Origin of the sequence: Streptomyces sp. NPDC048352 (assembly GCF_040651895.1) — a bacterium.
Taxonomy (GTDB): Bacteria; Actinomycetota; Actinomycetes; order Streptomycetales; family Streptomycetaceae; genus Streptomyces.
Window position 1 is genome coordinate 77750 of record NZ_JBEZKZ010000010.1, and the last position, 26418, is coordinate 104167.

The 26418-nt window shown below is 74.0% G+C and carries 21 protein-coding genes and 2 pseudogenes; 11 read left to right on the top strand and 12 right to left on the bottom strand.

The window, feature by feature from the left end:
- Positions 1-48: 48 nt before the first annotated feature.
- Together AB0D45_RS08310 and AB0D45_RS08315 are read right to left on the bottom strand one after the other, a co-directional pair.
- Positions 49-1061, bottom strand: a pseudogene (locus tag AB0D45_RS08310) (DNA topoisomerase IB).
- 70 nt (positions 1062-1131) lie between these two features.
- Complete coding sequence (locus AB0D45_RS08315; RefSeq protein ID WP_362456047.1) at positions 1132-1641, bottom strand: hypothetical protein; 510 nt, start codon at positions 1639-1641, stop codon at positions 1132-1134.
- Between the two features lie 221 nt (positions 1642-1862).
- Between AB0D45_RS08315 and AB0D45_RS08320 the strand changes: the two genes are divergently transcribed.
- Both AB0D45_RS08320 and AB0D45_RS08325 read left to right on the top strand, forming a co-directional pair.
- Positions 1863-2309 carry a DUF5709 domain-containing protein gene (locus AB0D45_RS08320; RefSeq protein ID WP_362456048.1) on the top strand — a complete coding sequence of 149 codons (447 nt, stop codon included), beginning with the start codon at positions 1863-1865 and terminating at the stop codon, positions 2307-2309.
- A 135-nt stretch (positions 2310-2444) separates the two neighbouring features.
- On the top strand, positions 2445-3767 hold the full coding sequence (locus tag AB0D45_RS08325) for a hypothetical protein (protein WP_362456050.1): 1323 nt from the start codon (positions 2445-2447) through the stop codon (positions 3765-3767).
- A 33-nt stretch (positions 3768-3800) separates the two neighbouring features.
- Here AB0D45_RS08325 and AB0D45_RS08330 read toward each other — a convergent pair whose 3' ends face one another.
- On the bottom strand, positions 3801-5942 hold the full coding sequence (locus tag AB0D45_RS08330; RefSeq protein WP_362456051.1) for a transglycosylase domain-containing protein: 2142 nt from the start codon (positions 5940-5942) through the stop codon (positions 3801-3803).
- 252 nt (positions 5943-6194) lie between these two features.
- Between AB0D45_RS08330 and AB0D45_RS08335 the strand changes: the two genes are divergently transcribed.
- The 5 genes from AB0D45_RS08335 to AB0D45_RS08355 all read left to right on the top strand — a co-directional run bounded on the left by AB0D45_RS08335 (position 6195) and on the right by AB0D45_RS08355 (position 12251).
- Positions 6195-7337: an amidase domain-containing protein gene (locus AB0D45_RS08335; protein ID WP_361611279.1), complete on the top strand. Its 1143-nt coding sequence runs from the start codon at positions 6195-6197 to the stop codon at positions 7335-7337.
- Positions 7338-7643: 306 nt separating this feature from the next.
- Entirely contained in the window at positions 7644-9056 is a 1413-nt protein-coding gene (locus AB0D45_RS08340; protein ID WP_361611277.1) for a family 2B encapsulin nanocompartment shell protein, read from the top strand.
- Between the two features lie 98 nt (positions 9057-9154).
- On the top strand, positions 9155-10531 hold the full coding sequence (locus AB0D45_RS08345) for a family 2 encapsulin nanocompartment cargo protein terpene cyclase (RefSeq protein WP_362456053.1): 1377 nt from the start codon (positions 9155-9157) through the stop codon (positions 10529-10531).
- A 2-nt stretch (positions 10532-10533) separates the two neighbouring features.
- Positions 10534-11436 (top strand): geranyl diphosphate 2-C-methyltransferase, encoded by a 903-nt coding sequence (locus AB0D45_RS08350; protein WP_362456055.1) that lies wholly within the window; start codon positions 10534-10536, stop codon positions 11434-11436.
- Between the two features lie 107 nt (positions 11437-11543).
- Positions 11544-12251 carry a hypothetical protein gene (locus AB0D45_RS08355; protein ID WP_362456056.1) on the top strand — a complete coding sequence of 236 codons (708 nt, stop codon included), beginning with the start codon at positions 11544-11546 and terminating at the stop codon, positions 12249-12251.
- A gap of 10 nt (positions 12252-12261) precedes the next feature.
- Here the strand turns inward: AB0D45_RS08355 and AB0D45_RS08360 are convergent, their stop codons facing one another.
- The 5 genes from AB0D45_RS08360 to AB0D45_RS08380 all read right to left on the bottom strand — a co-directional run bounded on the left by AB0D45_RS08360 (position 12262) and on the right by AB0D45_RS08380 (position 17974).
- On the bottom strand, positions 12262-13566 hold the full coding sequence (locus tag AB0D45_RS08360; protein WP_362456058.1) for an MFS transporter: 1305 nt from the start codon (positions 13564-13566) through the stop codon (positions 12262-12264).
- Entirely contained in the window at positions 13566-14660 is a 1095-nt protein-coding gene (locus AB0D45_RS08365) for a PLP-dependent cysteine synthase family protein (protein ID WP_362456060.1), read from the bottom strand. Before AB0D45_RS08365 ends, AB0D45_RS08360 begins: the two co-directional genes overlap by 1 nt.
- A gap of 626 nt (positions 14661-15286) precedes the next feature.
- A complete protein-coding gene (locus AB0D45_RS08370; RefSeq protein ID WP_362456061.1) occupies positions 15287-15712 on the bottom strand; it encodes a hypothetical protein in 426 nt (141 codons plus the stop codon).
- 86 nt (positions 15713-15798) lie between these two features.
- Positions 15799-17304: a HAMP domain-containing sensor histidine kinase gene (locus tag AB0D45_RS08375; protein ID WP_362456063.1), complete on the bottom strand. Its 1506-nt coding sequence runs from the start codon at positions 17302-17304 to the stop codon at positions 15799-15801.
- Positions 17297-17974 carry a response regulator transcription factor gene (locus AB0D45_RS08380; protein WP_362456065.1) on the bottom strand — a complete coding sequence of 226 codons (678 nt, stop codon included), beginning with the start codon at positions 17972-17974 and terminating at the stop codon, positions 17297-17299. The genes AB0D45_RS08375 and AB0D45_RS08380 overlap by 8 nt, the downstream gene beginning before the upstream one ends.
- A gap of 136 nt (positions 17975-18110) precedes the next feature.
- Between AB0D45_RS08380 and AB0D45_RS08385 the strand changes: the two genes are divergently transcribed.
- Positions 18111-18713, top strand: coding sequence for a hypothetical protein (locus AB0D45_RS08385; protein ID WP_362456066.1), 603 nt, complete (start codon positions 18111-18113; stop codon positions 18711-18713).
- 31 nt (positions 18714-18744) lie between these two features.
- Here the strand turns inward: AB0D45_RS08385 and AB0D45_RS08390 are convergent, their stop codons facing one another.
- Positions 18745-19041, bottom strand: coding sequence for a hypothetical protein (locus AB0D45_RS08390; protein WP_362456109.1), 297 nt, complete (start codon positions 19039-19041; stop codon positions 18745-18747).
- 280 nt (positions 19042-19321) lie between these two features.
- Here AB0D45_RS08390 and AB0D45_RS08395 point away from each other — a divergent pair, with 280 nt between their 5' ends.
- Positions 19322-21289, top strand: a complete 1968-nt coding sequence (locus tag AB0D45_RS08395) for a SpoIIE family protein phosphatase (RefSeq protein ID WP_362456103.1) — start codon at positions 19322-19324, stop codon at positions 21287-21289.
- A gap of 24 nt (positions 21290-21313) precedes the next feature.
- On the opposite strand, the gene AB0D45_RS08400 is transcribed toward AB0D45_RS08395, so the two are convergent.
- The 3 genes and pseudogenes from AB0D45_RS08400 to AB0D45_RS08410 form a co-directional block, all read right to left on the bottom strand.
- On the bottom strand, positions 21314-21718 hold the full coding sequence (locus AB0D45_RS08400) for a helix-turn-helix domain-containing protein (RefSeq protein ID WP_362456068.1): 405 nt from the start codon (positions 21716-21718) through the stop codon (positions 21314-21316).
- Between the two features lie 937 nt (positions 21719-22655).
- A pseudogene (locus tag AB0D45_RS08405) lies at positions 22656-22952 on the bottom strand (PucR family transcriptional regulator ligand-binding domain-containing protein); the annotation flags it as partial.
- Positions 22953-23013: 61 nt separating this feature from the next.
- The gene (locus tag AB0D45_RS08410; RefSeq protein ID WP_362456070.1) at positions 23014-24651 is read right to left on the bottom strand and encodes an AMP-binding protein; all 1638 of its coding nucleotides are present in this window, start codon (positions 24649-24651) and stop codon (positions 23014-23016) included.
- A gap of 121 nt (positions 24652-24772) precedes the next feature.
- Between AB0D45_RS08410 and AB0D45_RS08415 the strand changes: the two genes are divergently transcribed.
- Together AB0D45_RS08415 and AB0D45_RS08420 are read left to right on the top strand one after the other, a co-directional pair.
- Positions 24773-25399: an alpha-ketoglutarate-dependent dioxygenase AlkB gene (locus AB0D45_RS08415; protein ID WP_361609771.1), complete on the top strand. Its 627-nt coding sequence runs from the start codon at positions 24773-24775 to the stop codon at positions 25397-25399.
- Positions 25400-25403: 4 nt separating this feature from the next.
- Positions 25404-26384, top strand: coding sequence for a hypothetical protein (locus AB0D45_RS08420; RefSeq protein WP_362456072.1), 981 nt, complete (start codon positions 25404-25406; stop codon positions 26382-26384).
- The last annotated feature ends 34 nt before the right edge of the window (positions 26385-26418 follow it).

Genomic DNA, 26418 nt, shown 5'->3' on the forward strand with positions numbered 1-26418 from the left:
CACTGGGCCGTACGGCGAGGTCCCGCCGGCCCCGCCGGGGCGACCCGCTCAGCTCAGCAGCTGCAGCACGGCCGCCTCCACCTCGCCGTGGGTCGCCGGATGGCCCTGGTCGACGCCGATGCCGAGCCGGTCCAGGGCGGGCCTGATCGTGATCCCGTCCTCGAAGAGCTCGAAGAGGCGGGGGTTGATGTACGAGGCCCTGCACACCGCCGGCGTGTTCCCGAGGTACCCGCTGACCTCGCGCACCGCCCGGGTCTCGGCCCGGGCCCGCTGGGTGCGCGAGGCCCCGGCGACGTCGACGGACACGGCCAGGGCCACGGCCGCCAGGACCGTAGCGTGCCAGGTCCGGAAGTCCTTGGCGGTGATGTCGGCACCGGCCCGGTCGTGCAGGTAGTCGTTGACGTCGCCGGCCCGCACGTCGTGCCAGAAGCGGCCCTGCCGGTACACGAACAGCTGGCCCTCGGCGTCGGCCCGCCGCAGCAGCGCCCTGACCACGTCGTAGGCCGCCGGGTCCACAGCGCCCGGGTCTGGCTCTGCCCGGACTTCCCCGGGTAGCTGAAGCAGACCTCGCCCCGGCGGCACGTGGCGTGCTCGCGCAGCAGGGTGGTCAGACCGTACGACTGGTGGTCCCGGCGGTAGGCCGCGCCGCCGACCCGGAAGAAGCCGAGGTCGAGCAGGCGCGCCGTGCAGGCCAGCACCCGCTCCCGGGTCAGTCCGCGCCCGTCGAGGTCCGCGGTGATGCCCTGCCGCAGCCGGGGCAGCTTCGTCGCGACGTCCAGGACGTGCTCGTGCTTGCTCTCCTCCTGCTGCGCCCGGAACCGGCCGTGGTAGAGGTACTGGCGCCGCCCGGCCGCGTCGGTGCCCATCGCCTGGATGTGACCGCCGGGCCAGGGGCAGATCCACACGTCGGTCCAGGCCGGCGGGATCGCCAGCGACCGCAGCCGCGCGATCTCCGCCGCGTCCTGGAGGGCATTGCCCTCCAGGTCCAGGTACCGGAAGCCGCGGCCGTGCCGCACCCGGGCGTAGCCGGGCCGGTCAGGACGGCTCGTACGCAGTCGCATCGTCCACCTCCTCCGGTCTCCCTCCGGCCGGCGCCCGCCCGCCGTCGCGGCGGGCGGGCGCACCGTCCGCTCAGTAGCGCAGGGCCGTCCCGGTCCGCGCCGTGACCGTGCCGGACAGCTTGTGCGTGCTGCGGGCCGAGCCCTCGCCCGAGCCCTTGCCCGCGACGTCCCGGACCGTCACCACCACGGTGTCCAGGAGCGTGCCGCTCTCGTCGGCGAACTCGACCTGCACCGCGAAGGACTTCGTCCCCTCGTCGGTGTTCCGTACGGTCACGGGCACCGTCGCGTACCCGTCCGCGCCCGTCGCCACCGGACCCAGGGACACCTGGTCCTTGGCGTCGGCCCCGTCCTTGACCGCGGCGAGCTTGTCCCGCGCGACGGCGGCCGCGGACTCCGCGGCCCGCCCGGCCTCGGCGGCGGCGGAGGACACCGCCTCGCCCGCCGACTTCACCGCCGACGCGGCGCTCGACACCGTCCCGGACGGGGTGCCGTCCCCGCCGGAACAGCCGGCGGCGCCGAGCGCCACCACCGCCAACGCCACGCCACCCGCCGCACCACGCATCCACGCGACCGCCGCCACCACGCCTCCCAAGGTTCTCCGGGGCCTCCCAGTCAAAGCCTCCGGGGCCCGTATGCCCACCGGAGGGGGCAAGCAGGTGACGGAGACCGGGAAATCCGAAGATCCATCCGTTCGGCCGCCCATGATTGGGAGCCCCCCGCCAGGGGCAGGCGCCCCGTAGGAAGTGGTACGTCCCCGGCGCCGAGGACGCGCCCGCGGAACCGGACCGATCGGAGGACGTGATGAGCAGCGCCGACGGCTCCTACGGCGACGACGTCTACCAGCCGCAGGAGACAGACGAGGCCGCCGAGGCCCAGCCCGACCTGGAGAACACCCTCGACACCCCGAACCTCGACGACATCCTCGACACCGCGTTCGTGCCGCCCGACCGCCCGCTGGCGGTCGACGAGACCGGCACCACGGCCGCCGAGCAGCACACGGGGGAGTCCCTGGACCAGCGGCTCGCGCGGGAGGAACCCGAGGTCAGCGCGGAGGAGGAGACCCCGGACGAGACCGGCGAAGCCTCTCTGGCGGGCCCGGACCGGGCCGGGCGCCTGACCTCCGTGGAGGAAGGGGCTCCGGACCGCCACATCTCCGTACTGGCCAGGGACGTCGGCATCGACGGCGGCGCGGCGTCCGCCGAGGAGGCCGCGGTGCACGTGGTCGAGGAGCCCGAACCGGAGCCGTAGGCCGACGGCTGTGCATTGGCTGTGAAACGCCGCACCCCGGGGGGCGTGGTACAGGAGGAGTGCCTACAAGTTCTATATTCGTACGAAGCATCCACGCGCGGCCCTGCTGCGGAGATTCAGGGGGGTACGACCGCGATGGCCGAGACCGACGCCGCCGGGGCCCGGGCGCAGTCCCGTGCCGCGAGGCAGGCGCGCCGCAAGACGCGCAACCGCAAGCGCCTGGCCATAGGCGCGGCCGTGATCGCCGTGGGCGGCACGGCCGCGGCCCTCGCGGTCACCTTCACCGGCTCCTCGGAGGCCCAGCGCGACGCGCGGCTGGCCGCCCCGGCCGGCGCCGGCGCGGTGAGCGGCGGGCCCGGTTTCGGCAAGGGGCCGAAGCCGGACTGGGACGGCAAGGTCGAGGTGCTGGGCGACGGCTCCACTTCCTACACCGGGCCGCAGCCGGGGCAGCTCAAGCCCGAGAAGCTGAAGCCGGGCGAGAAGCCGCCGCAGTTCGTCGTCTTCTCCTGGGACGGCGCGCTGGAGGGCGACGACCACCTCTTCTCCCATTTCCGTCAGGTGGCCAAGCAGAACAAGGCCCACATGACCTTCTTCCTCACGGGCATCTACCTGCTGCCCGACGCCAAGAAGTCGCTCTACCGCCCGCCGCAGCACGGCCAGGGCGCGGCCGCCATCTCCTATCCGACCGCACCCCACGTGAAGTCCACGCTCCAGCAGCTGCGCGGCGCCTGGACCGACGGCAACGAGATCGGATCGCACTTCAACGGGCACTTCTGCGGGCCCAAGGGCGGCGGGGACTGGACCCCCGAGGAGTGGAAGAGCGAGATCGACCAGGCGTACGGGTTCATGAAGGGCTGGAAGACCAACACCGGCTTCACCCAGGAGGCGCCCCTGCCCTTCGACCCGGACCGGGAAGTGGTCGGCGGCCGCGCGCCCTGCCTGGAGGGTCAGAAGAACCTCGTGACCGCGATCAAGCCGTACGGCTGGCGCTACGACGCGAGCTCCTCGGGGGACTTCCAGATGTGGCCGTCCAAGATGGACGGCATATGGAACTTTCCCCTCCAGCTCGTCCCGTTGCAGGGCAAAGAGGTACAGGTCCTCTCGATGGACTTCAACTTCCTCTACAACCAGTCCGGCGACAGCACCCAGGGCGACCCGGCCAAGTTCGCCGGCTGGCAGGCCCAGGTCCGCGGCTCCTACATGAACGGCTTCAACCGCGTCTACAACGGCAGCCGGGCGCCGATGTTCATCGGCAACCACTTCGAGGACTGGAACGGCGGCATCTACATGAAGGCCGTCGAGGACGTGATGAAGGACGTCTGCACCCGCCAGGACGTGCGCTGCGCGTCGTTCCGCGAGGTGGCGGACTGGCTGGACGCCCAGGACCCGAAGGTCCTGGCCCAGCTGCGGATGCTCGACCCCGCCCAGGCGCCGGACTGGAAGACGCTCGTCAAGTAGCGGGCCGGGGCCGGGCGGCGCTCGCCACCCGGCCTACTTGACGGCCTTCGCGTAGTCGGCCCACAGGGCCACGGCCCGCGCGCTGCCGGGCGTCGTGGGGGCGTCCCCGCCCAGCCCCGTCAGCGGGAGCGGAATCAGGTCGGTCAGTGCCATCCGGTAGACCACCACGGCCGTCGACTCCTGCGCCGTGGTCCCCACGAACCAGCCCGCCGTGTTCGCCGCGGTCGTGCCGGTCTTGCCGGCCGCCCCGGGCTGCGCCTTGGCCGCCGCCTTCGCCGATCCGTCGGTGACGGCCGCCCGCAGGGCCTCCGTCACCGAGCGGGCGGTCTTCTGCGACACCGCCCGGGCCGCCTTCGGCGGGTCGAGCGGCACGGCCGCGCCGGCGCGGGTGGCCGAGCGCACCGAGTAGGGGTCGGTGTGCATGCCGTCCGCCGCGAAGGTCTGGTAGGCGCCCGCGATCCGGATCGCGCTGGGCTTGGAGTTCTCCCCGAGGGCGAAGGTGGGGATCCGAGGGCCGAGGCTCGACCGGAGCAGCCCCGCGCGCTCGGCGTACGACTCCACCCGGTCGAGCCCGACGTCGAGGCCCAGCTGCAGCATGGGCGTGTTGACGGAGTTGGCCACCGCCTGCTGCAAGGTCACCTGCCCCCAGCTCCGGTCGCCGTCGTTGTGCCCCTTGACCACCTTGCCGCTGCGGTCCCAGTACGGGCCCTCGGGCGTCTGCACGGTCACCTGGTCGTTGCCGTCGTACGGGCTGGAGGGGGAGACGGGCGTACGGGCCTTGCCGCGCGTGCGCAGCACCCCGTCCTCCAGCGCGGCGGCGTAGACGATCGGCGTGAACACCGAGCCGGCCGGGATCGTCGTCGCGTTCGACTCGTTGAAGCCCTGCTTCAGGTAGTCGGGCCCCCCGTACACGGCGAGCAGCCGGCCGTCGCGGGCCACGCTGGCCGCGCCGATCTTCGCGTGCTTGTCGGTGTCGGGACGCCGCTCGGGGTCGAAGTCCTTCTGGGCCTGCTGGACCGCTGCGGTCAGGGCCGTCATGCGCGCCTTGTCGAAGGTCGTGTAGATCTGGAAGCCGCCGAGGTCGAAATCGGACTCCTTGAGGTGTCCGGCCTTGATCGCGTACGCCTTGGCCATCTCCACCAGGTAGCCGGTCTGCGCGCCCGGCATGCCGACCAGGGAGGCGCTCGAAGGCTCCGGGAACTTCGTGTACGTGGCGCGCTCGGCGGGGGTGAGGTGGCCGGTCTCCACCATGCGGTCCAGGATCCAGCTCCAGCGCTCGACCGCCCGCTCGTGGTTCTCCTTGCCGAGGGAGGGGTCGAACAGCCCGGCGCCCTTGAGGAGGGACGCCAGGAAGGCGCCCTCGCTGGCGTTGAGCTGCGAGACGTCCTTGCCGTAGTACGCCTGGGACGCGCGCTGGATGCCGTAGGTGCCGCGCCCGAACCAGCTGGTGTTGAGGTAGTCCTGGAGGATCTGGTCCTTGCCGGCGCGGCTGTCGAGCTTCACGGCGAGCAGGATCTCGGTGAACTTCCGCGACAGCGTGCGGTCCTGGTTCAGATAGGCGTTCTTCACGTACTGCTGCGTGATGGTGGAGCCGCCCTGCGTCTCACCGCCCGTCACCGCAGCGCGCATGGCGCGCAGCACACCGGACGGCGAGACCCCGGGATCCGAGTAGAAGCTCGCGTTCTCGGCCGCGAGCACGGCGCCCCGGACCTTCGGGGGCACCTTGTCCAGCGGCATCTCCTGCCGGCTGACCCAGCCCGTCCGGGCCATGGTGGAGCCGTCGGACCAGTAGTAGACATTGTCCTGTTGTGTGGCGAACGAGTTGAGATCGTCGGGAATGTCCGTTGCGGCGTACGCGATGCCCACGAAGCCCGCCAGGCCGATGAACAGGTACGCGAAAGCGCCCAGCCACTGGCGCCCCGACGGCACCCACCGGCGCCAGTCGCCGCGCCCGGGCCTCGGGTAGTCCGGCCGCAGCCGCCGCAGCCAGGGGCGCGCGGCCGCCAGGGCCGGTGCGAGGACCGCTGCGAAGCGGCCGGCCGGGCCGGGGTCCGTCCCGGCCGCCCGGCGGGCGCCGGACTTCCTGCGGCGGTCCGCAGCGGTCGCGCCGCTGCCCTTCGGGGCGGCCCGTCTGCCCCGCGATCGCCCTCTTGAGCCCGTGTCCTGCCTGCCCACTCCGCATGCCCCCTGTGCCGTGCTTCCCCCTACACCCTAGATGCACTTCCTGTGCGGCCGACGGGGTGGTGGGGGCAAGCGGCCCGAGCCCCGCGGCGATCCCCGGGGGGAGAAGCGGAAGCAAGCCCCCCGGCGTCCGGGGCGATCATTGCCGGTCAGGAGGGGACGAAACGGAACGCGGCCCACGCGTCGCCCAGTTGTGCGAAGATTCCGTGCCCGGTTCGTGTGGACCGGGTGACAAGGGGAATCACAGTGATACCAAAGAGGTTCAGGCTGGCCGCCGTCGCGGCCCTGACCGTGGCCATCGCGTCCGGCAGCCTGTTCGCCTACTCCGCGAGTGCGGGTACGTCCGAAGAAGCCGACCGTGCCACCGCGGACACCTTCGCCCGCCTGGCCGACGACGTCCTCTCGCAGCGCACCCAGGCCCTGGTCGACGGTCGGGTACGACACCGCGAATCCGGGCCGGCCGGCAAGAAGGCCCGCGTGTCGACCGCGCTGAAGAAGGACGAGGACGCCGCGATAGCCTCGCTGCGGTCCCGCAAGACCCGGCTCGCGGAGCTCGGCGAGGCCTACACGGCCGCCGACACCCGGGTCACGGTGGACCGCGCCACCATCACCGGGGGGAAGGCGACCGTCGAGGTCACCGAGCAGACCACGCTCACCTACAAGAAGGTGCACGGGGACGAGCCGGACACCACCGACTTCAAGACGCGCTACCAGCTGACCCTCAAGGGCAAGAAGGGCGGCTCCTGGGAGCTGACCTCGATCAAGTCCCAGGACAGCGGGAACGCGCCGGTCGCGGTCAACGAGCCGGTGGCGGCCAAGGTCGCCGTCGTCAAGGACGACGGCAACCAGTACCCCGACGGCACGCCCGCGTCCACCAAGTACCCCGCCACGCCCCAGCCCAAGGTGAAGACCGGCGGCGCGTACGACTACTCCGCCATGGCGCAGTACGCGGAGAAGTACTGGAGCAACTACAACCCCGCGTACCGCAAGTTCAACGGGGCCGGGGGCGACTGCACCAACTTCATCAGCCAGGCGCTGAAGGCCGGCGGCTGGAAGCCCGTCCCGGGCACCTCCTCGGACTACCGCAACTGGTGGTACGACGGCACCCGCCAGTCCGACTCCTGGGTCGGGGCGAACGAGTGGGCCTGGTTCACGCTGTCCAACCAGCGGGCCTCGAACCTGGCGAACGTGTACCAGATGGACATCGGCGACATCCTGCAGGTGGACTTCAACAAGGACGGGTCCAAGGACCACTCCATGATCGTCACCCGTCGCAGCAGCGCCGGGATGCCGTACCTCACGTACCACTCCACCAACACCTACCGTAAGTCGCTCGCGAGCATCCTCGCGTCCTACCCGGACGCGCGTTACTTCGCGTACCGCACCTGACGGTCGGCCCCCTGGGCCCCTCTTGCCGGGAAATCCCCCCGGCAGGAGGGGCTTTTTTCGTTCCTGCGCCCGACAGCGGCACGCTCCCGACCGGCCGGATACCACCGGTCGCCCCGGCAAACCACCCACCCGCCGAGATCACTGCATCGAGGTAATGCGCTCGGCGTTTCAAGGTCATCTGGGTGCACCGGCCGTTACTGTTCCCAGAGATCTGGACGGATTACCGGACATTCGCCCGCTTTTTCCTTTTCACCGGTTCCGTGCGCCCGTGCCCGTTGCCGCGCTTACGAAGGAGAGCTCCACCCCATGACCGTTGACACCAGCCCGGAAGCACAGCTGGACCCGCCGCAGCAGTCCAGCCTGAGCACGGCGGCCGCCCGCAACCTTGCCAGCACGACCAAGTCCGCCCCGCAGATGCAGGAGATCACCTCCCGGTGGCTGCTGCGGAGCCTGCCCTGGGTGGAGACCAAGGGCGGCACCTACCGCGTGAACCGGCGGCTGACCTACACCGTCGGCGACGGTCGCATCGAGTTCGTCCAGGACGGTGCCTCGGTCCGCGTGATCCCCCGGGAGCTGGGCGAACTGGCCCTGCTGCGCGGCTTCGACGACCTGGAGGTGCTGACCGCGATCGCCGGCCGGTGCGTCCAGCGCGACTTCCGGGCCGGCGAGGTGCTCGTCGAACGGGGCACCCCGGCCGACCAGATCCACATGATCGCCCACGGCCGGATCAACCAGACCTCCGTCGGCAAGTACGGCGACGAGGTGGCCATCGCCACGCTCGCCGACGGCGACCGCTTCGGCGAGAACGCCCTGCTCGACGGAGAGGCCGGCTGGGACTACACCGCCACCGCCGAGACCCCCGGCACCCTGCTCACCCTCTCCCGCTCCGACTTCGCCGCCCTGCTGTCCTCGGCGCCGAGCCTCCAGGCCCACATCCAGGAGTTCAGCTCGCTCCCGCACCAGCGGCAGAACCGTCACGGCGAGGCCGAGATCGCGATGTCGGCCGGCCACACCGGCGAGCACGAGCTGCCCGGCGCCTTCGTCGACTACGAGCTCAACCCCCGCGAGTACGAGCTCTCCGTCGCGCAGACCGTCCTGCGCGTCCACACGAGGGTCGCCGACCTCTACAACGGCCCGCACAACCAGACCGAGGAGCAGCTCAGGCTCACCATCGAGGCGCTGCGCGAGCGCCAGGAGCACGAGCTGATCAACAACCGGGAGTTCGGCCTCCTCCACAACGCCGACTTCAAGCAGCGGATCCAGACCCACTCCGGCCCGCCCACCCCGGACGACCTCGACGAGCTGCTCTGCCGGCGCCGCGGAACCAGGTTCCTCTTCGCCCACCCCAAGACGATCGCGGCGATCGGCCGCGAGTTCAACGCCCGCGGGCTCTACCCGGACCACGTCGACGTCGGCGGGCAGCAGGTCCCGGCCTGGCGCGGAGTGCCGATCCTGCCCTGCAACAAGATCCCCATCAGCAAGGAGAACACCAGCTCCATCCTCGCGATGCGCACCGGTGAGGACAACCAGGGCGTCATCGGGCTGCGCCAGACCGGTCTGCCCGAGGAGTACGAGCCGGGGCTGTCGGTGCGCTTCATGGGCATCAACGAGCAGGCGATCATCTCCTACCTGGTCACCACCTACTACTCCGCGGCCATCCTGGTGCCCGACGCCCTCGGCGTCCTCGAAAACGTACAGATCGCCCGCAGGCGCGACTAGGGGTGTCCGGCGGACCGCGGCCGGGCCCGGAGCCTCCCGGGCCGGCCGAGCACGCCCGGGATCCGGGCCACCCCACCCACCTCACCAAGGAGTCACGGATGCCCGCTCCCGGGCCCTCCCCTCTGCAGTCGGGCCTGCCCGCCGCCGCGGCGCACTTCGGGGCGCACGTCCTCGCCACCACCCTGAGCCGGGGCCGGGCGCCCGCCGAGGCCACCGTCGTGGAACCCCCCGCGGCCGCCCCGGCGGCCGTCGCGGAAACCCCCGTCACCGACGCCCCCGTCCCGTCCCGGCCCGGCCTGCCGACCGTACCCGTCCTCCCCTTCGGCACCCACGCCCCCGCGGCGGCCGGCGCCGCCGCGCCGGCGGAAGCCGCCGCGGATGCGGGGCGGACGGCCCCGGCCCTGGAGCGGATCATGCGCGGGCCCAGCGGCCTGGGCACGGGCGACCTGCACCCCGCCCGGTACGGGGAGCCGCCGCCGCCCTCCGCGCCGGCGGAGGCCCTCCACATCCCGGGCCTGTACCACCACCCGGTCCCGGAGCCCGACCCGGCTCGGGTCGCGGAGCTCAGCCGCAGGATCAAGGCCTGGGCGCTGGACGAGATCCAGCTCTACCCGGAGGACTGGGAGGGCGAGTTCGACGGCTTCTCCACCGGGCGCTACATGGTCGCCTGCCACCCGGACGCCCCCACCGTCGACCACCTGATGGTCGCCGCCCGGCTGATGGTCGCCGAGAACGCGGTCGACGACATGTACTGCGAGGACCACGGGGGCTCTCCCATCGGTCTCGGGGGGCGGCTGCTGCTGGCGCACACCGCCCTCGACCCCCTCCACACCACGGAGGAGTACCAGCCCCAGTGGGGCCGGTCGCTGTACGCGGACGCCGCCCGCCGCTCCTACCGCTCGGCCATGGAGTACTTCGTCCGGCAGTCCACGCCCTCCCAGGCCGACCGCTACCGGCACGACATGGCCCGCCTGCACATGGGGTACCTCGCCGAGGCCGCCTGGGCGCAGACGGACCACATGCCCGAGGTGTGGGAATACCTGGTGATGCGGCAGTTCAACAACTTCCGGCCCTGCCCCACCATCACCGACACCGTCGGCGGCTACGAGCTGCCGGCCGACCTGCACGCCCAGCCCGCGATGCAGCGGGTCATCGCGCTCGCCGGGAACGTCAGCACCATCGTCAACGACCTGTACTCGTACACCAAGGAACTCGCCAGCCCCGGGCGCCACCTGAACCTGCCCGTGGTGATCGCCGAACGCGAGGGGGTCTCCGACCGGGAGGGCTACCTCAAGGCGGTCGAGGTCCACAACGAGCTCATGCACGACTTCGAGGCCGCGACCGCCGCCCTGGCCGCCGCCTGCCCCGTCCCCAGCGTGCTCCGCTTCCTGCGCGGCGTGGCCGTATGGGTCGACGGCAACCACTACTGGCACCAGACCAACACCTATCGCTACAGCCTGCCCGATTTCTGGTAAGGATGGACTTATTCGTGACCAGCACCGATCTCACCACCACCACCCCGGCCGCCGGTTCCGTGCGCATCCCCGCGCCGACGACCCCGTACCAGGGGGACATCGCCCGTTACTGGAACAACGAGGCCCGCCCCGTGAACCTGCGGCTGGGCGACGTCGACGGCCTTTACCACCACCACTACGGCATCGGCGACGTCGACCACGCGGCCCTCGGCGACACCGAGGACAGCGCGTACGAGAAGAAGCTGATCGCCGAGCTGCACCGGCTCGAATCGGCCCAGGCCGAACTGCTCCTGGACCACCTCGGCCCCATCGGGCGCGAGGACACCCTCGTCGACGCCGGCTGCGGCCGCGGCGGCTCGATGGTCATGGCCCACCAGCGCTTCGGGTGCAAGGTCGAGGGCGTCACCCTCTCCGCCAAGCAGGCGGACTTCGCCAACCAGCGCGCCCGTGAACTCGGCATCGAGGACCACGTCCGCGCCCGCGTCTGCAACATGCTGGGCACCCCCTTCGGGACCGGTACGGCCGCGGCCTCGTGGAACAACGAGTCGAGCATGTACGTCGACCTGCACGACCTCTTCGCCGAGCACTCCCGCGTCCTCGCGGTCGGCGGCCGCTACGTGACCATCACCGGCTGCTGGAACCCGCGTTACGGCCAGCCCTCCAAGTGGGTCTCCCAGATCAACGCCCACTTCGAGTGCAACATCCACTCCCGCCGCGAGTACCTGCGGGCCATGGCCGACAACCGCCTCGTACCGCAGGCCGTCATCGACCTGACCCCCGACACGCTGCCCTACTGGGAGCTGCGGGCCACCTCGTCCCTGGTCACCGGCATCGAGGAGGCCTTCATCAACTCCTACAAGGACGGCTCCTTCCAGTACGTCCTGATCGCGGCCGACCGGGTCTGACCGGATCCGCCGCCGACCGGAAGGGCCGGGACCGTCAGCCGACGGGCCCGGCCCTTCCGGGGCGTGTGACCATGGCCCCCGGTACATCCGCACCAGCTGGGGGAAGCATGCCCACCCGCACCACCGCCGCGCGCACTCTCGCCGCCGCGCTCGCCGCGCTGTTCGTCCTGGCCGGCTGCACCTCACCGGCCAAGGGCCCGCACCCGGCGGCCGGTTCCCCGGCCGCCGCTCCCGCGCCGGGCGGCGCGGGAGCCGGGTACGAGGGCCCCCGGCCGCAGGACCAGAACCTGCTGGCGTGGACCGGCGACCCCAACGACGCGGGGCACGTCACCGCCCAGTCCGCCGCCGGGGTCGGCGGGCGGGTCACCCTGGTCCGGATCGTCCTGCGCCAGGAGATCACCTGGTCGAACATCTGGCTGGGGCTGGCCGGTCTCGACACCGCAGCCCAGCTGTCCAACTGCTACCTCGGCGTGTACGACGCCACCGGCACCCTGCGCGCGGCCACCCCGGACATATCCCCCCAGCTGATGACCGACCCGGTCGCCAAACCGCTCGCCCTCGCCAAGCCGTTCACCGCGGCCCCCGGGACCTACTTCATCGCCCTGCTGCTCAACGGCAGCTGGGCCACGAACGCCCTCACCCTGAAGTCCACGGGAGCCGGCATCTCGGTCAACGCGGGGCTCGCGCCTCCCCTCCTGCGCTACAGCACCGTCCTGACCGGCCAGAACACCCTGCCGGCCACCGTGAACCTCGCCGAGCAGTCCACCAGCACCATCAACACCGGCTGGGCCAGCCAGTGGTACGGGATCTCCTGAGCACCGGTGCTCAGGCCGCCACGGTCCCCGCCCGCACCGCACGGGCGGGCGGGGCGAGCCGGCCCGTACGGTCGAGGCCGTACAGGGCGGCCGTGCACCCGACACCGAGGGCGAACAGCGCCAGCCAGGGCAGCGCCGACATCCCCGCGGAACGGGCCGCGTCCAGCGCCGCCCCCGTGAGGAGGTTGCCGACGGCGATGCCGACGCCGCAGACGGTGTTGTACAGCCCGTAGTGCGTGGCGACCAGGCGGTCCCCGCAGAGGCGGACGATGGTGTCCATCTCGAAGGGGTAGGCGATCATCGTGCCGACGGCCAGCAGCAGCGCGGACAGCGCCGGCGGCACCGCCGCCAGCAGCCGCGTCCCCAGCCGCGAGTCGGGCACGGGCAGCGCGGTCGCGGCCAGCAGCGGCAGGAAGGCCGCGCCCATCGTCAGCAGCCCCCAGGCCAGCGCCCGGCCGGGCTCCAGGCGGGCCTTGCACCAGGCCGTCACCCTGGTCTGGAAGAGGATCGTGCTCAGCCCGGACACCGCGAAGAGCACCGCCACCGCCGCCGTGCCGAACGCCCCCTCGCCGCCGACGCGCCGGACCTCCAGGGGGAGCGCCATGTAGACCTGGAAGGTCATCACGTACGAGCCGATCATCGCCACGGAGAACAGCAGGAACGGGCGGTTGGCGAGGATGCGCCGCCACTGGACGAGCACCCCCTCCCGGGGGCCCCCGGTGCGCTCGGCGGCGTCGTTGCCCCGGCGGGCCGGCAGGGCCCGGACCTGCACGACGCTCAGCACCGCGAAGATCCCGGCCGCCGCCAGGCAGGTGACGCGGAAGTCGACGCCGGTCAGCACCATCCCCGCCAGCGGCCCCAGCAGGATGCCGGCCTGGTAGAAGACGTTGAACAGCGCGAAGGCCTCGACGCGGCGTTCGCCCGCGTCGGCGGCCAGGTAGGCCCGGGTGGCCGGGTTGAACAGGGCGCCGGCCAGGCCGGTGGCCGCGGAGGCGGCGATGAGCGCCGGTACGGAGTCGACCAGGCCGAGGGTCGCGAAGCCGGCGATGCGCAGCACGAGCCCCGTGATGATCATCGGTTTGTAGCCGAGCCGGTCGGCCAGGGTGCCGCCGATCAGGAACATGCCCTGCTGGCTGAAGTTGCGCACCCCGAGGATCAGTCCGACCGTCCAGCCGGCCAGCCCCAGGGGGCCGGCCAGGTGCGTGGCGAGGTAGGGCATGAGCATGTAGAAGCCGAGGTTGATGGTGAACTGGTTCACCATCAGCAGCTGGACGCTGCGCTCGTACGAACGGACCTGCGCGAGGGTGCCCTTCATCAGGCCGGCACCTCCGACGGGCGCAGGGTCAGCGGGTCGACCACGCTCGTGCAGCGGGTCCAGCGGGTGACCTCCTTCTCGTCCAGGCGGCCGATCGTCTCGGGCTCCGCGGCCGGAGGGCGGTCCAGCAGCCCGTGCGCGGCGCAGTAGTCGTCGTCGTACACCGTACCGAGGTAGCGCTGCGGGCCGTCGGGGAAGACCGCGGCGATCCGGGTGTCCTCGGGCAGGGTGCGGGCCAGCCAGCCGGCCACGAGGGCGACGGCGCCGACGCTCCAGCCGCCGGCCGCGTAGTGGGACGCGGCGAGCTGGCGGCACGTCCACACGGCCTCGCCGGGGGCGACCCAGTGCACCTCGGAGAACTGCTCGTACGCCACGTTGCGCGGGTAGATGCTCGAACCGAGGCCGCGCATCAGGCGGGTCCGGGCCGGCTGGCCGAAGATGGTGGAGCCGACGGTGTCCACGCCCACCAGCCGCAGGTCCGGGTAGAGCTGGCGCAGGACGCGGGAGACGCCCGCCGAGTGCCCTCCGGTGCCCACGCTGCACACCAGGACGTCGATGTGGTGGAGCTCGGTGGCCAGTTCGAGGGCCAGCGGGGTGTAGGCGGTGGTGTTGTCCGGGTTGTTGTACTGGTCCGGGCACCAGGAGCCGGGGTGCTGCTCCAGCAGCCGGGTGACGCGGTCGCGGCGCGCCTGCTGCCAGCCGCCGGTGGGGTGGGGTTCGGAGACGACGTTGACCTGCGCCCCGTACGCCGTCAGCAGGCGGGTCATCGAGGATTCCAGGCCGGGGTCGGTGACCAGGGTGACGGGGTGCCCGAAGACCATGCCGGCCAGGGCGAGGCCCAGGCCGAGGGTGCCGCTGGTGGACTCGATGATCCGGGCGCCCGGCTCCAGCTCGCCGCGGGCGCGGGCCCGTTCGACCATGTGCAGCCCGGGGCGGTCCTTGATGCCGCCGGGGTTGAAGCCCTCGAGTTTCGCCCAGAAGCCGCGTCCGGCCGGGGCCAGGGGCTCCGACACGCGCAGCAGGGGGGTGTTGCCGACCAGCCCCGAGAGGCCGGCGCGGGCGGGGGGAGTGTCGTCGGTGGCCGAAGAATGCATTGTTCCGCTCTCGTTCGATGGTGCGTCGGGTGGTCGCTCGTGGGAAATGCCGAGCCTGGGCAGGGCAGGGTCCGCCCGTTGGGCATGCGTCAGCCGGTGCGAACGGGCTTACGGGAGCGGACTAGAGCCGCCATCGACAGACGATGGTCAGAGTGGAGCGTCCGGAGCGGGCTGCGGCCGGTCCGGACGCTCCCGGTGGTGCCGCCCGGGCTGCCGCCGGCGTCCCGTCGGCGCGCGCCGCGGGCCGCCCCGGCCCGGGGGGCAGGGGCGCGGGGCCCTGGCCGGCGGGCCCGGGGTCGGCCGCCGTACAGCCGGTGCCGTGACCGGGATGCGGGTGCGGATGGCCCAGCGGATCTGCGGGGGGAGTCGGCCCGCTCTGCGGCGCGGCTCCAGCGGGCCACGAGCCGGGGGAGACGTCCGCGTGCGCGTGCGCGGAACAGGCGGGGGACGCGAACAGCAGCGTGGTCAGCGTGACGGCGACCAGCACGCCGTACCAGGACGGAACGGGGTGAAAGGGGCGTGCGCGGGGATGGGGCACCAGGGTTCCTCCGTGCGGCGGGCACCCCTGCGCCCGGCGGGGCGGGGGTGGCGGGGATCGCGGGACGGGCCCGGACGGATCCTGGTGCCTACACCTGGAGGACGGCGGAGGCTCTCGAGTGCGCCGCGGCGGCGGCACCGGCCGGGTCGCCGGCCGTACCGCCGTGGCCGGACGCGGCCCGGTCGGCCGCGCGGGCGGGCCGGGCGACGGTGACCGCCGGGGGAGCGGGAGGCGCTTCCGCGGCGGAACCGGCCCGCGGAGGCAGGGGGGTGCAGTCGTGGACCGGGTGGGAGGGGTCGTGGCGGTCGGCGGGGACGGCCGCGGCCGGGATCGCGGTGCCGGGGAGCGCCGCCGGGGTGGCCGACGCCCGGGCGGCCGACGCCGCGGCGCCGGCGTGGGCGCCGGTGCCGTGCGCGCAGAGCAGGCCGAGCAGCAGCAGAGTCAGCCCGAGCAGGTGCAGCAGCCCCGCTGAGGCGCGGGCCCGCGGCGTACGGGAGGACCGGGCTGTGACCACGCCGTGATCGTAGCCCGTCCCCCGCGTGCTGCACGGCCTCGAACCGGACAATCGCCGAACGGCGCCGCGTCCGGGCCGCCCCGGGATCAGGCGGCCGGCCGGCGGGGATCCGTACGCGGGGAAGAGGCGGGCGCCAGGGGGAGGACGGCTCGCAGGCGGGCGCCCTCGGGGGAGGGGGCGGCCGTGAGGGTGCCGCCGTGATGGCCGATCAGGTCGCGGGCGATGGCCAGGCCCAGGCCGGCGCCGCCGTGGTCGCGGCTGCGGGAGTCGTCGAGCCGGGTGAACCGCTCGAAGATCCGCTCCCGGTCCCCGGGCGGGATGCCCGGTCCGTCGTCCAGGACCTCCAGTACGGCGGTCCGCGCCCCCGGGTCGCCGGCCGTGCGCAGGACGACCTCCACCCGTCGGCCGGCGAACCGCTGCGCGTTGTCGAGCAGGTTGGTGACCACCCGGGTCAGCCACAGCTCGTTGCCCTCCACCTCCACCCCGGCCCCCAGCTCGGTGCGCACGGGCACCCGGTCGCCCGGGCGGGACTCCACGGCGGCCCGCACCACGTCGCCCAGGTCCAGCCGGACCGCCGCCAGGGGCTGGGCCGCGTCGATCCGGGCGAGCAGGAGGAGGTCGGAGGCGAGCCGCTGGAGCCGCTCGGTGTCCTCCAGCGCCCCGGCGATCAGCTCCGGCCACAGCTCCGGGTCCCGGACGGCCAGGGCCACCTCCAGCTGGGTGCGCAGCACGGTGATCGGGCTGCGCAGTTCGTGCGAGGCGTCGGCGATGAACTGGCGCTGGCGGTGCCCGGAGGACTCCAGCCGGTCCAGCGTGGCGTTCATCGTCTGCGCCAGGCGGGCCACCTCGTCGCGGGTGGGCGGGACCGGCACCCGGCGGTGCAGGTCCCGGTCGGTGATCTCGGCGACCTCCGCGCGGATCGCCTCGACGGGCCCCAGGGCCCGGCCGGTCACCCGCCAGGTCACCAGGGCCACCGTGAGGAGGAGCAGGGGCCCGCCGACCGCGAGCGCGGCGGTGGTGGTGTCGTCGGCCGCGTCCACGTCGCGCAGCGAGGTCCCCACGTACACCGTCACCAGGCCCTGCGGGGTGTCGGTGGTGACCTGCACCACCCGCAGGCGGTGCTCGGCGCCCAGCGGGCGGACCCGCCAGGTGTGGAAGGCGGTTCCCGGGCCGGCCGGCTTCGCGGGGCCGAATGCGGGCGCGCCGGCCAGGTTCGGGGTGGCCCGCAGGACCCGGCCGCGGGCGTTGACCACCTGGACGAAGTCGGCACCGGGCAGCGGCGCGCGCATCCGGTCGAGCCCGCCGGTGGCCGCGAGCCGCGCGATGGTCACGGCCTGGCGCTCGGCGTCGCGCTCGGCGTTGCGCAGCAGGTTCGCCTTCAGCAGGGCGAGCAGGGCGAACGAGGCCAGGGCGAGGGCCGCCGCCACCACGAGGACGGCGCCCGCGGTGGCCCGGCCGCGGACGGTGGCGGGCCCGAACCGGCGCAGCAGGAGGCGTAGGCGGGGGCGTACGGGGCCGAGAGCGCGGAGCGCGCGGGCCGGGGGAGTCGCGGCCGGCGCCCCGGGCGTCGCCCCGGGCGCCCGGTCAGCCACCGTCGGCCGCCAACCGGTAGCCGGCGCCGCGCACGGTCTCCAGCGCGGACCGGCCGAACGGTGCGTCGATCTTCCGGCGTACCGCGCTGACGTGTACCTCGACCACGTTCGGATCGCCGTCGAAGGCGCTGTCCCAGACCTGTTCCAGGATCTCCCGCTTGGGCACCACCTGCCCGGCGTGCCGGGCCAGGTACTCCAGTACCGCGAACTCGCGCGCGGTCAGCCGTATCTGCGTCCCGTCCCGGGAGCACAGGTGGCGCGCCGGGTCCACGAGCAGGTCGCCGAACTGAAGGGTGTGCGGACCCCGGCGTCCCGTGCGCCGGGCCAGCGCGCGCAGCCGGGCGACGAGGACGAGGTAGGAGAAGGGCTTCGACAGGAAGTCGTCGGCGCCGGTGTCCAGCGCCTCGGCCTCGTCGTACTCGCCGTCCTTGGCCGTGAGCATCAGGATGCCGGACTCGTTGCCGGCCGCGCGGAGCCGGGCGCAGACCCGGTAGCCGTTGAGGCCGGGCAGCATGATGTCGAGCACGATCAGGTCGTAGTCGTGCTCGCAGGCCATCCACAGGCCCTGCGGCCCGTCGTGGGCCACGTCCACCGAGAAGCCCTCCGACTGGAGCCCCCGTTGCAGGGCAAGGGCCAGCCGTCGTTCGTCCTCCACCACCAGTACGCGCATGCCGCCCAGGGTCTCAGGTGCCGTCCCGGCCTTGCTGAAGAGGTCTTCAGGCGGCTTCAGGTGGGCTTCAGCATCACCCCGGCATGCTCGGCGACGAACCGGGTGCGGTGCCCGGTTGCGCATGAGGAGTCCCGGTATGTCTGAGTCTTTCCCGCAGCACGAGCAGCACCCCCAGCCCGAACCGGCCGGCGAGACCGCTGCGTCCGCCGGGCCGGAGCAGCCGGCGAAGTCCCCGCGCAAGGGCCTGGGCGGGGCCGTCCCCCGCGGTACGGGCGCGCGCTGGGCGGTGGCCGTCGGCGCGGCCGCGGTGATCGTGGGCGGCGGGGCGGCCGCGGTGGCGGTGGCCGGCCACGGCCACCACCACGACCGGGCGGACCGGGCCCGCCACCTCGTCCGGCCGGAGCCGGGCCGGCAGGCCGTCAAGGGCGGGCCCCAGGGCGAGCGCCGGCACGCCCTCCAGGGCGGCCCGAAGGCGGTGCGCGAGGGCGTCCCGGCACGCGGCGGCTCCGGCAAGCACGCGCCCGCGCCGCTGCCCGCCCTGCCCATCGGACAGGCGGCGGAGAAGGCGGCCGCCGCGGTGGAGGGCGGCAAGGTCGAGCGCCTGCGCGCGGTCGCCCAGCAGGGCGGCGGCAGTGCCTGGCAGGCCGTGGTCCTCGGACCGGACGGCGTCCGCCACGCGGTGACCGTCTCGGGCTCCGACGGCACGATCACCGCCAACACACCCCTGAACCGCCGCTAGGCCACCTCTGCCGGCTCGGGTCGGGCGGGGTTCAGGCAGGCGGAAGCGGGCCGGCGCCGGTGACCGTGCCGGTCCACCAGCCGGGCTCGTGGGCCGCGTGCCAGCGGACCTCGAGCCGTCGCCGGCCGAGTTCCTCCGCCTTGCGCACGGCGGCGGCCTGGGCGGCACCGGGCTCGCAGGACGGCGCCGGAGCGCCGAGCGCGCCGTCGGCGACGCCGCCCGGTCCGGCGAAGTAGACCGCGTACCGCCACCTGTCGGGGGTCCGGTACAGGACGATGGTCGTCGGGGTTCCGAGGGCGAGCCGGTGCGGTTTGCGCGTGCGTGCCATCCGCGAACGGTACGGGCCCCCGCTCGCGCCACCCGCAGGGCCCCTCGCGGGCGCGCCCCCCGGCGGCGTCGTGATGTCGGTTCCGGCGATGGCGCGCAGAATGAAGGGAGCGGCGAGCCCTCCGCCCCGCCCGGCCGGCGGCGGGGGCTCGGCACGCCCCGGGCAGAGGAGGCATCCCGTGCCGTCGGAGCAGGCGGGGGCTGGAGGGGGAGGGGACGCCGGTCCGATCCGGTCGGAGCCGGGATCCCTGCTCGAGCACGTGGCGGTGGCCGTCTTCGGCATGGACGGGGGCGGCCGGATCCGTTACTGGGGTCCCGGCGCGAGGGACCTCTTCGGGTACGAGGCCGCCGCCGTGCTGTCGCGGCCCGCCGCCCGGCTCTTCCCCCGGCCGCCCGAGGGCGCCCCCGGCCCGGCCGAGCGGCTGACGGAACGCGCCCGGAGCCTCGGATACTGGCGGGTCCGGCTGCCGGCCCTGCACCGGGACGGCACGGTCTTCGACTGCGGGTTCCGGGTCTTCCCGGTGGCCGGGTACGCCGGCGAGTCGGTGGTCATGGGCCTGGCCAGCCGCGGCGGGGAGCTCGACCGGGTGAAGACGAACCTGGCCTTCCTCGACGCGCTGTTCGAGACCTGCCCCATCGGCCTGGTGATGCTCGACCAGGAGCTGCGCTACGTCCACCTCAACCAGGCCCTCGCCGACATGGACGGGCTCTCCGTCGCCGACCACCTCGGCCGCGCCGCCGACGAGATCATGCTGACCTCCGACGACGGCGAGTTCCAGCGCATGCTGCGCGCCGTCGCCGACGAGGGCCGCCCGCTGGTGGGCGCCGTCGTGGGGATGCGCACACCCGGCCGCCCCGACCGCGACCAGGTCCGCTCGGTCAGCCTGTTCCCGCTCAGCGGTGCCGGTGAGACCCGCCCCGGGGTGGGCGGCCTGCTGGTCGACGTCACCGACCGGGAGCGGGCCCTGCTGGAGGCGACCGAGGCCCGCCAGCGCCTCGCCCTGCTGGACCGGGCCGCCGCCCGCGTCGGGACCACCCTGGACGTGGACACCACCGCCCGGGAGCTGGTCGGCGTGGCCGTGCCCGACTTCTGCGACGGCAGTGTCGTGGAGCTGGTGGAGTGGATGCACCCCGCGGAGGCCTTCGACCCCGCGCTGCCCCTCTTCACCCGCCGCATCGCCTCCGGTACGGTCCTGCCGCCGCCCGCTCCCGAGCTGGTGGCGGGCGTGGAGCGGGTGACGTACCCGCCGGGCTCCGGCATCCACCGGATGCTCGCCACCGGACGCCCGCTCAGCGTCGTGGTCGACGAGGAGTTCGCGGCCCGCACCGCCTCACGCCCGGACCGCGCCCGGCTGCTCCTCGACAGCGGCCTGGCCCGCATCCTCATCGCCCCGCTCATCGCCCGGGGCACCGTGCAGGGCATCGCCATGTTCGGCCGCTCGCCCGCCCGTCCGCCCTTCACCGGACAGGACCTCCGCCTCGCCGGCGAGCTCGCCTCCCGCGCCGCCCTGTGCCTGGACAACGCGCGCCTCTACAGCCGGGTCCAGGACATCGCCCTGACCCTCCAGCGGGCCCTGCTGCCCAGCGCCCTGGCGCGCAGCCCGTACATGTCCCTCGCCCACCGCTACCTGCCGGGCAGCCGCGTCACCGAGGTCGGGGGCGACTGGTACGACGTGATCGACCTGCCCGGCGACCGGGTCGCCCTCGTCGTCGGGGACGTGATGGGGCACGGGGTGCCGGCCGCCGCCTCGATGGGCAGGCTGCGCATCACCGCCGGGGCGCTGGCCCGCCACGGCCCCGAGCCCGAGGCCCTGCTCGCCGAACTCGACCTGTGCGCCCGCGAGTCCGGCATCGAGCTGGCCACCTGCCTCTACGTGGAGTACGACCCCCGCACCGGCCGCGCCCGCATCGCGAACGCCGGCCATCCCCCGCCCCTCGTGCGCCGCCCCGACGGCACCGTCGAGACCCTCGGCGGCGGCCTCGGGGTCCCGCTCGGCGTCGGCGGCGTCCCCTTCGCCGCGGCGGAGGCCGACCTCCCCGACGGAGCCGTCCTGGCCCTGTACACCGACGGCCTCGTCGAAGCGCGCGGCCAGGACATCGAGGCGGGCCTCGACGCCCTGCGGGAGCAACTCGCGGCGGTGGAGGGGCCGCTGGAGCGGGAGGTGGACCGCGTCCTGGCGGCCCTGCGGCCCGATGCGGCGACCGACGACACGGTCCTGCTGCTCGCCCGGATCCGCCGTGCCGGGTGAGGGGACACGGGGCCGGCCGGACCGTCAGTCCATGCGCAGGGCCGCCGCGAAGTCCATCTTGTCCTCCAGCCGGGCCAGGTCGCGTCCGGTCAGGGACTCGATCCGGTTGATCCGGTACCGCAGCGAGTTCACGTGCAGGTGCAGGGCCTCCCCGCAGCGGGCCCACGAGCCGTCGTGTTCCAGGAACGACCGGAGCGTGGGCACCAGTTCGGAGTGGTAGCGCCGGTCGTACGCGTGCAGCGGTGCCAGCAGCCGACGGCTGAAGGCCCGGCGGACCTCCGCCGGGATCAGCGGCAGCAAGGACATGACGTGCGCCGCCATGTCCTCGGGGCCGCAGACGGCGACCGCCCCGGCATCCGGCCCGGCCGCCACCTGGCGGGCGTTGCGGGCCTCCGCCAGGGTGTGCCGCAGGTCGTCCGCCTCGGCCACCGGATCGCCGACCCCGAGGCAGAGCCGCTCCCCACCGCGCAGCCCCCGTGGCAGGGCCCCGCACGCGGCCCGCCGGACGGCCTCCGCCGACAGCTCCCCGCCGGGGGGGCACCCGTACGAAGGCCACGGCCTCGCGCCCGTCCAGCGCGGCGGCGACCCCGACCCGCCGGGCGGCGTCGGGGCCCAGGCACGCCGGGTGCAGCAGCACCTCCTCCAGCAGGTCCCGCACCGGCGACGGCCCGCCGGTGGCGGGTACGCCGTCCAGCCGGGCGGTGACCGCCTGCCAGCGGGCCTCCCCGGCGGGCCCCTCCGCCGCCAGCCGCCCGGCCGCGTCCTGCACCAGGGCCCGGCCGCCCGCCGCCGCGCGGGAGTCCAGCAGCCCGAGCAGCCTGCCCGCGGCCCGCCGGCGCACGGTGCGGTCGGCGTCCCGGCCGGCGCGCTCCACGGCGATCAGCCCGGCCAGCCGCTCCACCAGGCCGATGCGTTCGTCGTGCCAGTCGCCGCAGTCGGCCTCCACCGCGACGGTCCAGTCGGTCAGCGCGGGCCCGGCCCCCGGTGCGGAGCGGACCGGGAACAGCGAGTACGGGAGCCCGCCGGCCGCCGTACGGTGCGGGGCCCGCCGGCCGGAGCGCTCGCCGGCCAGGAACCGCCCGGCCAGCGCGGCCGCGGTCCGCTCCGGCAGCGGCGGCCGCGCGCCCGCGATCAGCCGGCCGGTGGGGGACAGGACGTGGGCGCGCAGGTCCAGTTCGGACAGCAGCAGTTCCAGGAGCGCCCCCGCCCCGGCTCCGCTGCCCGGCCGGGAGGCCACCAGCCGCCGGTGCCGGTCCACCAGCGCGGCCAGGTTCCCGACCCGCGCGCCGCTGCGGCCGCGCGCCACGAACTCGGCGACCGGGCCGAAGGGCACGTCCACCCCCACCGCGAACAGCGGCAGCCCGTACCGGGCGCAGGCCCGTACCAGGTCGTCCGGCACGTTCCCGAACTCCGCCTCGCCCGCCCCGAGTGCGGCGGCACCGGCCTCCGCGAGGATCCGTACGAACGTCTCGGCGCGGCCCGGGTGCTGCCGCAGCCACACCAGCCCCGACAGCACGAGGTCTCCCGGGGAGACGAACCGTCCCGGATCCGGGAGGTCGATGGTGACGGCGGCGAGCACGGGCCGCTGGAGCCCCTCCTCACCGCCGCCGAGGAACCGGAACGGGCGGGGTCCGCCGGAAAGGATCACATCACGCACCTGCATGGCCACAGCCTGCCAGGTGCGGTCGCGGTTTCAACTGCCGCCTGAAGCAACCAAATGTGCCCTACATCTGCTCCAGCAGCCGGGTGGCCGCCTCGCGCATCTCGACCTTGCGGATCTTGCCGGTGACCGTCATGGGGAACTCGTCCACCACGTGGACGTAGCGCGGGATCTTGAAGTGGGCCAGGCGCCCGGCGCAGTACGCGCGGACCGCCTCGGCCGTCAGCGGCTCGGCGCCCTCGCGCATCCGCACCCAGGCCATCAGCTCCTCCCCGTACTTGGCGTCCGGGACGCCGATGACCTGCACGTCCAGGACGTCCGGGTGACCGTGCAGGAACTCCTCGATCTCGCGCGGGTAGAGGTTCTCGCCGCCCCGGATCACCATGTCCTTGATCCGGCCCGTGATGCTCAGGTAGCCGTCCGCGTCCATGACGGCCAGATCGCCGGTGTGCATCCAGCCCTGCGGGTCCACGGCCTCGGCCGTCTTCTCCGGCTCGCCCCAGTAGCCGAGCATCACCGAGTAGCCGCGGGTGCACAGCTCGCCCGGGGTGCCGCGGGGGACGGTGCGGCCGCTCTCCGGGTCGATCACCTTGACCTCCAGGTGCGGGCCGACCCGGCCCACGGTGGAGACCCGGCGCTCCACGGAGTCGTCCGCCCGGGTCTGCGTGGACACCGGCGAGGTCTCCGTCATGCCGTAGCAGATGGAGACCCCGGTCATCCCCATCCGCTCGATCACCTCGTTCATCACCTCCACCGGGCAGGGCGAGCCCGCCATGATTCCGGTCCGCAGGCTCGACAGGTCGTACCCGTCGAAGCCGGGGTCGGCCAGCTCGGCGATGAACATGGTCGGCACCCCGTACAGGGAGGTGCACGCCTCGGCCTCCACCGCCGCCAGCGTGGCCGCCGCGTCGAAGGCCGGCGCCGGGATCACCATCGCCGCCCCGTGGCTGGTGCAGGCGAGCGCGCCCATGACCATGCCGAAGCAGTGGTAGAAGGGCACCGGGACGCACACCCGGTCCCGCTCGGTGTAGCCGCACAGCTCGCCCACGAAGAAGCCGTTGTTGAGGATGTTGCGGTGCGAGAGGGTCGCCCCCTTGGGGAAGCCCGTGGTCCCCGAGGTGTACTGGATGTTGATCGGGTCGTCCGGGCCGAGGCCCGCCCGCGCCCGTGCCAGGTCCGCGGGGTCGCCCTGGGCGCCGCGCTCCAGCAGGGAGTCCCACAGCGGGCCGCCGAGCAGGACGGTGTGCTCCAGCCCGGCGCAGCGCGGCCGGACCTCCTCGATTATCGCCGCGTAGTCGGAGGTCCGGAAGCTCTCCGCCGCGACCAGCAGCCGGATCCCGGACTGGTTGAGCACGTACTCCAGCTCGTGCGAGCGGTACGCCGGGTTGACGGTGACCAGGATCGCCCCGATCTTCGCGGTGGCGTACTGCACCAGGGTCCACTCGGCGCGGTTGGGGGCCCAGATGCCCACCCGGTCGCCCCGGGCGATCCCGAGGTCCAGCAGCCCCAGGGCCAGGGTGTCGACGTCGGCGGCCAACTCCGCGTACGTCCACCGGCGCCCGGCGGCCACGTCGACGAGGGCGTCCCGGCCGGGGAAGCGGCGCACGGTGCGGTCGAGGTTGTCCCCGATCGTCTCGTCCAGCAGCGGGACCCCGGAGCTTCCTGACGCAACGCTGGGCGCGACGGACACGCGTACCTCCACGATTCGACGGCCCGGCGGGGCCGGTGTGCGGCCATGATCCTCTCCCGCAGGCCGCCGGGCCACCCCCGGGAGCCCCCCATTCGATCGAGCAGGTGTTCGAGTCGAGGAGTAGGCTGGTCCCATGCACGCACTCCAGGGCTCCCTCTTCGACCAGACGGACGAGATCCGGCTCGGCCCGCTCTCCCCGGTGCGCAGGACCGTGCTCGGAGCCGGCGCGTGGGTCGACCACCTGCCCGGCTGGCTCACCGGCGCCGACGCCCTGTTCGAGCACCTCGCCGCCGAGGTGCCCTGGCGCGCGGAGCGGCGGCAGATGTACGACCGCCAGGTGGAGGTCCCCCGGCTGCTGGCGCACTACCGCGAGGGTGAGGAGCTCCCGCACCCCGTGCTCACCGAGGCCCGCACCGCGCTCGACCGGTACTACGCCGCCGAACTCGGCGAACCCTTCGCCACCGCCGGGCTCTGCCTCTACCGCGACGGCCGCGACAGCGTCGCCTGGCACGGCGACCGCACCGGCCGCTCCGCCACCGAGGACACCATGGTCGCGATCCTGTCCGTCGGCGACCCCCGCGACCTCGTGCTGCGCCCGCGCGACGGCGGCCCCACCCTGCTGCGGCTGCCGCTGGGCCACGGCGACCTGGTGGTGATGGGCGGCTCCTGCCAGCGCACCATGGAACACGCCGTCCCCAAAACGGCGCGGGCCGTCGGCCCCCGGATCAGCATCCAGTTCCGCACCCGCGGCGTAATGTGAGGCCATGCACAGCGGGAGCGGACTCCGGGCCTGGTTCCGCACGCTCCCGCCCGCCGCGGGCGGCGCGGTCATGGCCGCCGGCATCCTGTCCGTCGGCCTGGAACTGACCGGCCGCACCCGGCTCTCGCTCGCCGCACTGGCCTTCGCGGGCGCGCTGTGGCTCGTCCTGGCCGCCTGCTTCACCGCCCGGCTCATCGGCGACCGGGGCCGCTTCCGGGCCGAAGCCGACACCCCGGCCGCCCTCACCGCCGTCGCCGCCACCACCGTGCTCGGCGCCCGGCTCTCCCAACTCGGCCGCCAGCGCACGGCCGCCGCCCTGCTGGCGCTGGCCGCCCTGCTGTGGCCCGGCCTCCTCGCCGCCGTCGTACGGCACTGGCGGCGCCGCATGCCCGGCGCCGCCTTCCTCGTCTGCGTCGCCACCCAGGGCCTCGCCGTCCTCGCGGCCGCCCTCTCCGCCGCCTGGAGCCTGGCGTGGCTCGCCCAAGCCGCCCTGGCCTGCTGCTGCCTGGGCCTGCTGCTGTACGTCCTCGCCCTGGCCCGCTTCGACTTCCACGAGGTCGTCCGCGGCGCGGGCGACCACTGGATCGCGGGCGGGGCCCTGTCGATCACGGCCCTCGCCGGTGCGAAACTCACCGCCTCCCCCCTGTGGACCGGCCCCGCGCACGCGGCCCTGCGCACCGCCACCCTGGCGGCCCTCTGCATCTCCCTGGCCTGGTACGCCGTCCTCCTCGCCGCCGAACTCCGCAGCCCGCGCCCTCGCTACGACATCCGCCGCTGGTCCACCGTCTTCCCCCTCGGCATGACCGCCACCGCCTGCCTCACCGCCGCCCCCGCCACCGGCACCCCGTGGCTGCACCCCCTCGGCGAGGTCCTCCTCTGGATCGCGGCCGCCGCCTGGGTCCTCACCCTCCTCGCCTTCCTCCTCACCACCGCCCGCGGCCGCCGCCCCGCCCCCTCGGCCGCTTCGGCCGGTGACCAGTACTAATTGATTACCGGGCCGTCCCTCCCGCACGCGAGAA